At 50.7% G+C, this 10,981-nt stretch carries 10 protein-coding genes; all 10 read right to left on the bottom strand.

Translation table 11 applies throughout. From position 1 onward, the window contains the following. Positions 1-2: 2 nt before the first annotated feature. The 10 genes from ABC831_RS02055 to ABC831_RS02010 all read right to left on the bottom strand — a co-directional run bounded on the left by ABC831_RS02055 (position 3) and on the right by ABC831_RS02010 (position 10,915). Complete coding sequence (locus ABC831_RS02055; RefSeq protein ID WP_343246633.1) at positions 3-848, bottom strand: glycyl-radical enzyme activating protein; 846 nt, start codon at positions 846-848, stop codon at positions 3-5. A 9-nt stretch (positions 849-857) separates the two neighbouring features. Next, positions 858-1,355 carry an ureidoglycolate lyase gene (locus ABC831_RS02050; RefSeq protein WP_343246632.1) on the bottom strand — a complete coding sequence of 166 codons (498 nt, stop codon included), beginning with the start codon at positions 1,353-1,355 and terminating at the stop codon, positions 858-860. A 47-nt stretch (positions 1,356-1,402) separates the two neighbouring features. Then, a complete protein-coding gene (locus ABC831_RS02045) occupies positions 1,403-2,386 on the bottom strand; it encodes an aldo/keto reductase (protein WP_343246631.1) in 984 nt (327 codons plus the stop codon). A 6-nt stretch (positions 2,387-2,392) separates the two neighbouring features. Continuing rightward, positions 2,393-3,085: a deoxyribose-phosphate aldolase gene (gene deoC, locus ABC831_RS02040; RefSeq protein ID WP_343246630.1), complete on the bottom strand. Its 693-nt coding sequence runs from the start codon at positions 3,083-3,085 to the stop codon at positions 2,393-2,395. A gap of 75 nt (positions 3,086-3,160) precedes the next feature. After that, positions 3,161-4,684, bottom strand: a complete 1,524-nt coding sequence (locus ABC831_RS02035; RefSeq protein ID WP_343246629.1) for a xylulokinase — start codon at positions 4,682-4,684, stop codon at positions 3,161-3,163. Between the two features lie 445 nt (positions 4,685-5,129). Beyond that, positions 5,130-6,167 (bottom strand): zinc-dependent alcohol dehydrogenase, encoded by a 1,038-nt coding sequence (locus ABC831_RS02030; protein WP_343246628.1) that lies wholly within the window; start codon positions 6,165-6,167, stop codon positions 5,130-5,132. 63 nt (positions 6,168-6,230) lie between these two features. After that, positions 6,231-7,283, bottom strand: a complete 1,053-nt coding sequence (locus tag ABC831_RS02025; RefSeq protein ID WP_343246627.1) for a LacI family DNA-binding transcriptional regulator — start codon at positions 7,281-7,283, stop codon at positions 6,231-6,233. Positions 7,284-7,430: 147 nt separating this feature from the next. Then, positions 7,431-8,426: a glycoside hydrolase family 88 protein gene (locus ABC831_RS02020; protein WP_343246626.1), complete on the bottom strand. Its 996-nt coding sequence runs from the start codon at positions 8,424-8,426 to the stop codon at positions 7,431-7,433. A 42-nt stretch (positions 8,427-8,468) separates the two neighbouring features. Then, positions 8,469-9,422, bottom strand: coding sequence for an ABC transporter permease (locus tag ABC831_RS02015; RefSeq protein WP_343246625.1), 954 nt, complete (start codon positions 9,420-9,422; stop codon positions 8,469-8,471). Positions 9,423-9,424: 2 nt separating this feature from the next. Beyond that, positions 9,425-10,915, bottom strand: a complete 1,491-nt coding sequence (locus ABC831_RS02010) for a sugar ABC transporter ATP-binding protein (protein ID WP_343246624.1) — start codon at positions 10,913-10,915, stop codon at positions 9,425-9,427. Between the last annotated feature and the right edge of the window lie 66 nt (positions 10,916-10,981).

The raw sequence follows: 10,981 nt of genomic DNA, 5'->3' as shown, positions 1-10,981 counted from the left end.
TGTCACATGATTTTATAGGGAATCCCTCTTTTTTCAAATGGGCCGGTATGACATATTGGCCTCTGTTCCGTCTGGAACCCGGGCTGATAGACTTTTCCCACCATGCCGTATTTTGCACCCGCTGTCTTATGATAGGGGAGCAGTTCCACCCTGACCAGCGGCCCGGCATTCGTAAGCAGAGCGGCTGTCTGCTCCATATTTTTCTCCGTATCATTGACTCCGGGTATCAATGGGACCCGGATCATATACGGGGTATTTCCTGATTTAAGCTGTTCCAGATTAGCCAGAATCTTCCGGTTGCTGACACCGGTATAATAGCGGTGCCTTTCATCGTCCACCAGCTTGATATCCATGATTACAAACTGCAGCAGCCCGACGATCCTTTTGAACCGTTCCCCTTCACAAAATCCACTGGTTTCCACACAGGTATGCAGACCGTTTAACTCACGGATACATGCTTCCAAAAATTCCGGCTGGGCAAATGGTTCCCCGCCGGAGAAAGTCACACCGCCTTCATTTTTCACAAGGAAATCCCGGTCTTTCAGAAGCCGGCCGGCCAGTTCCCGGGGAGTCACCGCCGTGCCGCAGATTTTCCGAAGACGCATGGGGCAGACTTCGATGCATTTACCACAAACCTGGCATTTTGAAGGAGAAGGGCATACCTGTGTACACCGTTTGCAATGCAGGCAGCCGTTCGGACTGGTCATCAGCTCCGGTGCAAAGCTCATGCCCTCCGGATTATGGCACCACATACACTGAAGCGGACAGCCTTTGAAAAAAACAGTGGTACGTATCCCTGGCCCGTCAAATACAGCAAACTCTTTGATATCAAAAATTATCCCGTTCATTCTGTTCTTTTATAATTCCAGAATCCGATGCTCTTCTTCCGGGATCTCCACCTTATGGCAGTCATTAAAATAAGTCCGTTCCGGCAGCAGCACGATCGAAGTCACCGGTTTATCCCCCACCGGCATCTGCGCATAATGCCATACTCCCGCCCGAATCCAGATCATTACGCCACTGGGGATGTAGAACGCCTCCAGTTCATTAAGCGGGATCTGTTCATCCGCCGAAGCCGGTGCAAAAGCCATCACCACATCCCCGTCGAGCATCATGAAAGCCTCTCCTGTATGGGTATGGTATTCCATGATCTTAACTTTCTTCTCTCCTGGAAGCGCCACCCCTGCAGAGATCGAGACCTGTCCCCCGGCCTGGATCTGCATAATATCCCGGTAAAAACAAACGGGATCTTCCTCCGTGCCCAGATGAGGCGTGTCAGGATTCAGAACTTTTGCATAGCTTCCAAATTTATAGAAGCTCTCTAGTGTCAAAGATTTTACCTTAACCGATTTCATTTCGCTCCTTCTTTCCAGTCTTATTCACAGAACCATTCTGCCGAACCCTATCCCAGAATCGCATCGATTCTGGCCAGTTCATCAGCGGTAAATTTCTGGTTCTCCAGCATTTTCACATTTTCGATAATCTGTTCCTTACGGCTGGCGCCTAACAATACGGATGTGACTCCGCCCTCCCTGACATCCCAGGCCAAAGCCATCTGCGGCAGAGACTGGCCGCGTTCCTTTGCCATCTCATTTAACCGTATGACCTTATCCAGAACCTCAGGAGTGATATCCGCGCCATTTAAGAACGGGCAGTTCTGATTGTCAGCCCTGGACCCTTTGGGAATCCCGGCGATATATTTGGTGGTCAGTAACCCCTGCTCCAGCGGGCAGAACGCCACGGAACCGATTCCTTCCTGTTTCAGCACATCGAAGAGGCCTTCCTCCGGAATACGGCAGAACATATTATACCTGGGCTGATGGATCAGCAGTTTTACGCCCATATCCTTAAGCATCCGGGAAGCTTTCCTTGTATCCTCCGCATTATAATTACTGACTCCCACATACAGCGCTTTCCCCTGCCGGACAATATCGGCCAGCGCGCCCATCGTCTCTTCTAACGGAGTATTCTCATCCCGCCTGTGATGATAAAAGATGTCCACATAGTCTAACTGCATCCGTCTCAGACTCTGATCCAGGCTGGCCATCAGGGATTTTCTGGAGCCCCAGTTTCCGTAAGGGCCGTCCCACATCTCATATCCGGCCTTCGTGGTAATCACCAGCTCATCCCGGTACCCCTTCAGGTCCCGCTTCAGTACCTCTCCCAGCACTTCCTCCGCGCTTCCCGGAGGAGGCCCGTAGTTATTAGCCGCATCGATATGATTAATACCCAGATTAAAAGCGGTCAGAATCATTTCCCTGCTGTTCTCGTACGGGTAAGCTTTCCCGAAATTGTTCCAGATACCCAGACAAAGCTTCGGCAGATACAGGCCGCTGTCACCGCATTTTACATAAGACATCGTTTCATAACGGTTTCCCGCGATCATCTATACTCACTCCTCCGTCATTTTCTTATAATCTTCCACAATCCGGATACCGGAACTGGTTCCGATTCTGGAAGCACCGGCATCGATCATAGCCAGCGCCGTCTGTACGTCCCGGATACCGCCGGCTGCCTTCACCTTTAATTTGTCTCCGGCCACGGACTTCATCAGACGAACATGCTCCACTTTAGCCCCGTACTCGCCGAAGCCCGTGGAAGTTTTAATAAAATCAATTCCGATCTCCAAGGCGATCTCAGCCATCTTAACGATTTCCTCCTCCGTCAGATAGCAGTTCTCGAAGATCACTTTCGATGTCACCTGATATTTCCGGCATATCTTAACGATCCCGTCCATTTCTCTGCGGAGGTAGTCATAATTCTTATTCTTAAGTTCCACCAGATTCGCCACATAATCGATCTCACCGGCCCCTTTGCGGATCGCATCCTCCGTCTCGAATACTTTCGTTTCCATCGTGGACTGCCCAAGAGGGAAACCTACGGCGCTGTCCACCAGTACCGGCGAATCCTTCAGCTGTCCGTAGCAGATTTCTGTCGTCGCACAATTAATCGCCACAGTTTTAAAATTGTATTGCTTCGCCTCATCACACAGCTTCACAAACGCCTCATTTGGCACATACTGTTTCAGATTCGTATGATCGATCATGTTCGCCAACTGCTGCCAGGTCAAATTTTTGTCACTCATCCTTTTCTCTCCTTATCCAGATCCTTTTTTCTCTTTATCCCATTACGGATTACAAAGCTTTTTCTATTTTCAAATTCATATGCGGTTCAATTGATGATAAACCTGTTCCAGCGCAGCATACGCCTCATTGAACAGACGGTACATCTTCTCATAAATCTCATAATTCTCCGGCTGTGGTTCAATCACCCGCTCCACCGGATTCAGTGTATGGATCACTCTGAAATCCGGAAACGCGCCGATCCCCACTCCTGCGCATACGGCTGCCCCCATGGAGGTCGCCTCCTCCACATATCTGGGAATCAGAATCCGCTTCTGCCAGATGTCCGCCAGCATCTGTGCCCATACGGTACTGGAAGCTCCGCCGCCGATCAGCGTCAGTTCGCCCGTCGGAAGATTCCTCTCTAAGATATCCAGAATCACCTTCAGATTATAACCCACACCTTCCATAACGGAGCGGATCATATCATCTTTCGTATGAATCGCACCTAATCCGATAAAAGTCCCTCTCGCGTCCAGATTCCATCTCGGACTTCTCTCCCCCAGTAAATAGGGAAGAAACAGCAAACGGTTCGCCCCGGCCGGCCGGGCCGCCGCCCGCTCATTCAGATATTCCGGAAGTTTCCGCCCTTCCCTCTCAGCGAAATCCTTTTCATAATCACAAAGAGTCCTCATCATCCACTGAAACGAATATCCCGCGGCCTGCATGGTCCCACAGGGCGTATATAGGTTCTCATCCAGCGCTGCCCAGTTAAAAGTCCGCATCTCCCCGTCAAATACCGGAACCTTCGTAGCATTGGAAATCCAGGACGAGGACCCCAGCACATTATACATCCGGCCCTCTTCCACCGCGCCTGCGCCTGCCGCCGCACAGCTGCCATCTCCGCCGCCCATGATCACCGGAGTCCCTTCCAGCAGCCCGGTCTGCGCCGCAGCCTCCTTCGTGATTCCCCCGATCTGGTGTGTAGACTTATAAAGCTCCGGCAGCAGATCCATCCGCAAGCCATACGCATCCACCATCCGCCGGGACCATTCTTTTTTCTCCAGATCCAGCAGGTTCGTTCCCGAAGCGTCCGAATAATCCGTAGCGAACTTCCCGGTCAGCCTGCAGATCACATAATCCTTCGCATTGAGCAGTTTAAACGCTTTCTCATAGACCTTGGGTCTTCTGTCCCTGATCCACCGGCATTTAGCCGCAGAATAAGACGCGCTGAGCCGGTGTCCCGTGATCCGGTAAGCCTCACGGCCGTCCACCTGCTCCTCCACCGAAGCCATAAGTCCATCCGCCCGGGTATCCGCCCAGATCAAAGCCGGATGCAGATGCCTGCCTTCCTCATCCACCAGCACGCATCCCATCATCTGTCCGCTGAATGTCACGCAGGCCACCTGTTCTCCCCCGATACCCGCTCGTTCCATCAGCTCCTTCCCCGATCCGCAGACTGCCTTCCACCATTCCCCCGGATCCTGTTCCACGAATCCGTTCTCCGGCGTCTGTGTCTCATAAGGAACCGTTAAACTGGCCGCCAGCCTTCCCTCCAGGTCATACAGCGTAGCCTTATTCCCGCTGGTTCCCAGATCATGGGCCAATATATATTCCCGCATCCCTCACCACTCCTTCCACAACTCTCACTGAATCACAATTCCTCCATCATGCCACCCCAAAAAGCAATAAAGAAGCTCTTATCATCAATCGCTATTCCCTTCCACAGCCCACACAACGCCAGAACCATCATCCTACTTTCGCCCCTTCCCACTCTGCCGGTACCAAAGCAGGCGGGAAATAGGGCGGGCCGAGGGGGGCCAGGGCTGTATGCGGCGAAAAACATTGAGGAGCGGGCTTAGAGCTCTGCGGGTGACGGGAAAAGAATCCCCGTTTTTCGGAGCCTGTCTGAGCGAAGCGAGTTGGCGTAGAAAAATGTAATAAGGGATTCTTTTCCCGTCACCCGCAGAGCTCTTAGTCCGCTCCGAAGTTTTTCGCCGCATACAGCCCTGGCCCCCCTCGGCCCGTCCTATTTCCCGCCGGCCCTCCTATCTCCCTGCAGCCCCGTCAGAAAGTAACCATAACCTTAAACGCCTCCTGGTTCGCAGTCATCGCAAATCCATCCAGGATCTTTTCAAAGGGTACCACATGAGAATAAAATTCCTCCGGATTCAGGATCCCGGTCTGGATCCAGTTCATCACCTGTTGATGTGCCTGTGCCTCTTCCCATTTGGTGGGCCACTGAACGAACTGCAGCTGCCAGTTATACTCTGAATTCGTCCAATCCAGCTCCATCGAATTATTAGGAGAGATTCCGTAGACACAGATCTTACCGTTAAAAGTCACCAGATTCATGGCCTGATTAATGATCTGGCTGCGGCCTACCGCATCCACCACATAATCCACACCCTGAGGGCAGATCTTACGGATCTTTTGGAGTAATTCCGGATCGGTACTGCAGAAGGTTTCATCCGCTCCCAGAGTCCTGGCTTTCTGCATCCGTTCTTCGGTCAGGTCACACACGATAATCGGCCCCAGTCCCAGGATCTTCGCAAACTTGGTAAAGGAAGCCCCCACCGGTCCGCAGCCATAGATCACAATGCTCTTATTAGGCTGTAATGCAAAGGTTTTCATAGCGCTCAAAACTTCCCGGAACGTGATCATCATAGAACCATGGACCGGGTCCATGGTTTTCGGAATCACCTTCTGGGTATACGCGGACACAGGAAAATCCGGGGAATCCTGTGAGACCCCGCTCTTTACCAGCGCTTTCCAGTCCCAGCAGACCGCGTATTCCGCAAATGCGCCCCATCCGGAATGGTAAGGTCCGTTCATTCCCTCCTGGAACGGGCAGAGCACATGATCTCCCAGCTTAAAATTTTCTACATAACGTCCCATCTCCACCACTTCGCCGACACCTTCATGGCCCAAAATGGCCGGATATGTATGAAATCCTTTAAACTTACCATGAATGATTTTGGCATCGGTACCGTTACAAATTCCTCCGGCCAGCATCTTCACTAACACCTGATAATCATTTATTTTCTGTTTTTCTATCTCTACGATGTGAAGCGCACCGTTTTCTTCTACCGATAATGCTTTCATAACCATGCCCTCCAATGCCGCAATTTTACGGCCTGACAATCTATCTGATTTTTCTTGTTCCTATTATTCCGTATAATTCCGGATCACTTCCTCCGGAATATAGGCTGATTCCCGGATCACGATCTTCTGGGGCAGCACCTCATGGGCCGTCCGCTTCTTGCCCTTGATCACACTCTTGAACAGCTGATAGCAGCTGCGTCCCAAAAGTTTTTCATCCTGAGATACCGTTGTCAGAGAAGGATTAAAATATTCCGACACGGTGATATCATCGAATCCCACCACTGCGATATCCTCCGGCACACTGATCCCCATTCTGCGGGCCGCACTCATAAAACCGTGGGCGATCATGTCGTTGGAGGTCAGCACCACCTGAGGCCATTCCTCCCGGGGTATCGAATGCAGGAATTTTTCCAGCAGGGTATAGGAAGTCTGTACTTTTAAATGATGAAGCGTATTGTCCAGAATCGCCGTAGAATCCTTTTCATTGACCCGGCAAAGCTTCAGCCCTTCCAGATAACCGCGGTATCTGGCTTCCAGGTTATCCTGAACCGTAACCGGCTCTCCGGCATATGCGAACCGCCGGTATCCGGCGTCGTACAGCGCGCATACCAGGTTCTTCACCGACTGCTCATTGTCGAATTCCACCGACGGAAGCTCTCCGTGATGCCTGTCTCCTAAGACCACCGGTACATTGGCATCCAGGCAGTCTTTTATAATATCATCATCGTTCCCGCCGCCGATAAAGATCAGGCCGTCCACCCGCCGCTCGATCAGAGCATGGACTCCTTCCCTCACGTTATCGTTGTTAAAGGATGCGTCGCATAAGAGCACCACGTAATTATCTTCCCGGGCCGCTTCCAATATGCTGGCCGCACACCGGGCGTAAAATTCACTGGAGATATCCTGAAGGACCACTCCGATCAGACGAGTTCTCTTCTGCCGCAGCGCCCTGGCCAGCGCGTTGGGTGAATAGTTCAGCCGTTCAATGGCTTCCCACACCCGCTCCTGTGTCTCCGCCGAGATCGGGGCCGTCCCGTTAATCACATGAGATACTGTCGACGGTACTACCTGCGCCAGGCTCGCCACATCCTGAATGGTCGCTTTTTTCTTTTTCATCCCGGTTTTATCCAAATTTGCACTCACATTATCAACTCCATATTTCCTCATTTTCATTTATCCTAATACTAACATATTTCTTCGAATTTTCAAAGTTTACCGGACAAATGCCTGAAGAAATATCATACCGGTTTCATACAATGCTGTTTAACTATGGCAGATCTTCTCTGCTATCAGAATATGCGTCCGCTCCAGTATCTGGGTGCGGGCCTGTTCCATCATCAGAAAATGGGCCTGGCCTTCCACAGACGTCCCGGGATACAGGAAATCAGGAGAGCTGGCACAGTCCATCAAAAGTCCCTGATCCGAAACTTTATATAGTACCGCCTGCCGGATCTGATCCGCCCGGTCCAGATATTCCACAGGGAGATTCTCCTCCCGCACCGCCCGGTAGATAATATAGGCCACCATCTCGGATACTTCGGTTTCCTCAAAGGAGTCCGGCCGGTCCAGAATATCGTGGAACAGATGATTTTCATTTTCCCACAGCAGCATTTCATCCAGAAGTTCTTTAAAGTCCTGGTAAATCTCCCTTTTTTCCTCCCGGCAGCTGTCGGGAAGTTCCAGATAAAGCCGGTACAGGCCTGTCAGAATCCATCCGTTGCCGATTCCCCACAGTACTTTTCTGCGGTATTCGCCGGTGTCCTCACACCATATATGATAATAGAGTTTTTTTTCACAGTTATATAATTTTTTCAGATAACCCTTCATCTGCTCAAAGGCTTCCCTGTAATGTCCGGTACGAGCCAGCGCGGCCGGTGTAAATGCCGCGGAATCTGCCCAGATCTCCTGGGTTCCCAGCATATGGCAGATTACGCCATCCGGTGTCCTGGGCGCATGATACAGCAGATAATCCATATTTTTATCCACTGCCTCTATGTACTTGCTCTGCTGTTCCCGGCTGCCGATCTCCAGTACCGGCAGTACGCAGAAGGTGGAATCCGTGACCGCGGGTGTATTTTCCACATTACAAAGCCTTCCGTCCTCACTCTGTCTTAGTACCATATCCCGAACCAGAAGGCTTAACCGCTCATAATCCCCGGTCTCCAACAGCGCCTGCGCCGTAATCCCCTGTTCCCAGCATTGCCTCGTCATACATAACATTGCTTTCTTAACTTTCAAAACAACACTGTTTTCATTCATATTTCCCTCCATGTGTGCGTTTTCCCGTCTTGCAAACTATTTTCACGCCTTGGATTTGGATGAACGCAGAGCATCGATAAATACGGCGAATATCAATACAAGTCCCTTAACCACCTGCTGCCAGTAAGCCTGCACGTTCAAAAGAGTCATACCGTTGACCAGAACCGCCAGCACCAGAATACCGATCAGGGTACCGCCGACTTTTCCTTTTCCTCCGGCCAGGCCGATACCGCCTAAGATAACAGCAGCGATGCCGTCCATATCATTTCCGTAGCCATGGTTAGGCATAGCGGAGGATGTCTGGCATACGGTGATGATACCGCCCATGACCGCAGTCACACCGGCGATGATGTGGGAAATGAATTTTACCCGGTTTGCGTTGATACCGGCCAGCTTCGCCACCTGAATGTTGCCGCCCACTGCAAATACCTGACGTCCGTATTTGGTGTATTTCAGCAGGTACCACACAATGATGTAGGTGATCAGCATCACCATCAGACAGAACGGGATTCCGAAGATCTTACCGTTGCCGATGAAATAATACACGGGATCGTCAATCCGGATATACCGGCCGTCGGTCAGCAGGAATGCCGCGCCGCGGAAGATGAACTGGGTTCCCATGGTGGCGATGATGGGATTTACCCTCATGATCGTGATGATAAACGCGTTGATACAGCCGCCCAGGATACCAACCAAAATGGTTACGATCAGGGTAATGGGCACGGAAAATCCCGCTTCAATCATCATACCCATGATCATACCGGCCATAGCCGCCAGGGAATACTGGGATACATCCAGGCCTCCCAGCAGCATAGCTACGGTAAGGCCGGCCGCCATGGTACCCATAATGGAAGCATAGGTCCCGATGTTCATGATATTTCGGAAAGTAAAGAAATACTCCGACTGAACTCCAAATATGATACATAACACAATGAGCATAATGACGGTGCTGAGTTCGCTCTTTGAGTTTTTCAATAAATTTTTTACTTTCGACATGGTTAACACTCTCCTATCGCATATTTTAAGAGGCCTTCCTGTGAGTAGTCACCCTTACTGACCTCTCCGGTAATTTTTCCTTCACACAGTACGTAAATGCGGTCACTCAGCGCCATAATCTCAGGAAGCTCCGACGAAATCATGATTACGGCTTTATTCTGGGAGCACAGCTCATTGATCAGATTATAGATCTCTACCTTGGCGCCTACGTCGATCCCTCTGGTCGGTTCGTTCAGAATCATGACACTGGGGTCCGTATTCAGGCTTTTGGCTATAACCAGTTTCTGCTGGTTACCGCCGCTTAGTGTTCCGGCTTCTGTCATCACCGACGGGGTTTTTACGGATAATTTTTTCACCCATTCTTCCGCCAGCTGTGTTTCGTATTTGAGATCCAGTTTGCCTTTTCTTTTTATCTTATCCAGATTAGACAATGTGATATTGTCCCGGACCGGCGCCACCAGGTTGACCCCTTCCGTCTTTCGCTCCGCGGGTACATAGGAGATTCCGCGTTTCAGCGCTTCCAGCGGTGTCGCATTCATGAATTCCTGCCCGTTCATCACCAGCGTTCCCGCATCCGCTTTCTGCGACCCTACCACACAGCGGCATACCTCGGATCTTCCTGCCCCCATCAGCCCGAACAGTCCTACCACTTCTCCCGCGCGGACCTGGAGATTGATGTCTTTTAAATAGGAAGTAGACAGCCCTCTTACCTCAAAAGCCACATCGCCGATCTTACAATCCCTGGACGGGTACATGTCGTTGACTTCCCTTCCAACCATGTAAGCTACGATCTCATCTGTATTTGTCTCTTTTACATTCAGAGTTGTTATGTATTTTCCATCCCGCATGATCTCCACACGGTCCGCGATCTGGAACAGCTCCTCCATACGGTGGGATATATAGATCACGCCCACACCATCTTTTTTGATATCCCGGATCAGTTCGAACAGCTTCTTTGTCTCCACCTCATTAAGCGCGGATGTCGGTTCGTCCATCACCAATATTTTGACGTTTCTGGAAAATGCTCTCGCGATCTCAATGAGCTGCTTTTCCGCAACGGATAATTCCGATACCATATCCGTGGGTTTCCGATACCCTAATCCGACCCGCTCCATGATCCCTTTTGCCTTCTCAAACATATTTTTGTAATCGATCTTCTTTAGGGGGCCGGAGGTCGGGACCTGACCCAGTAATATATTCTCTGCGATCGTCAGGTCGTTCAGATAATTCAATTCCTGATAAATAATTCCGATTCCTAAATCAATTGCTTCCTTCGTGGTAAATTCCTTGTGAGACTTCCCGCCGACAATAATCTCTCCCTCGTCCGCTTTATACATACCGGATAAGATCTTGATCAGTGTCGATTTTCCCGCACCGTTTTCGCCCATCAGCGCCAGAACCTCGCCTCCGTACAGATCCAGATCCACCTTGTCTACCGCCACGACACCGGGAAATGCTTTGTAGATGCCTTTCATTTCCAGTACTTTTTCCACCACTCGTTCACCTGCCTTGTCTTATTTCCTTGTACCAAACCGGAATGGACATGTCCCTAACTGAAA

The sequence above is a fragment of the Diplocloster hominis genome (assembly GCF_032380655.1).
GTDB classification, from domain to species: domain Bacteria; phylum Bacillota; class Clostridia; order Lachnospirales; family Lachnospiraceae; genus Diplocloster; species Diplocloster hominis.
Note: the sequence above shows the minus strand (reverse complement) of the source record. Positions and strands in the feature narration are given on the sequence as shown.

Excerpts from the sequence above, each read along its gene's own strand:
- deoC (WP_343246630.1), bottom strand. The coding sequence starts at position 3,085 with ATGAGTGACAAAAATTTGACCTGGCAGCAGTTGGCGAACATGATCGAT.
- ABC831_RS02015 (WP_343246625.1), bottom strand. The coding sequence starts at position 9,422 with ATGTCGAAAGTAAAAAATTTATTGAAAAACTCAAAGAGCGAACTCAGC.
- ABC831_RS02055 (WP_343246633.1), bottom strand. The coding sequence starts at position 848 with ATGAACGGGATAATTTTTGATATCAAAGAGTTTGCTGTATTTGACGGG.
- ABC831_RS02030 (WP_343246628.1), bottom strand. The coding sequence starts at position 6,167 with ATGAAAGCATTATCGGTAGAAGAAAACGGTGCGCTTCACATCGTAGAG.
- ABC831_RS02045 (WP_343246631.1), bottom strand. The coding sequence starts at position 2,386 with ATGATCGCGGGAAACCGTTATGAAACGATGTCTTATGTAAAATGCGGT.
- ABC831_RS02035 (WP_343246629.1), bottom strand. The coding sequence starts at position 4,684 with ATGCGGGAATATATATTGGCCCATGATCTGGGAACCAGCGGGAATAAG.
- ABC831_RS02025 (WP_343246627.1), bottom strand. The coding sequence starts at position 7,283 with ATGAAAAAGAAAAAAGCGACCATTCAGGATGTGGCGAGCCTGGCGCAG.
- ABC831_RS02020 (WP_343246626.1), bottom strand. The coding sequence starts at position 8,426 with ATGAATGAAAACAGTGTTGTTTTGAAAGTTAAGAAAGCAATGTTATGT.
- ABC831_RS02050 (WP_343246632.1), bottom strand. The coding sequence starts at position 1,355 with ATGAAATCGGTTAAGGTAAAATCTTTGACACTAGAGAGCTTCTATAAA.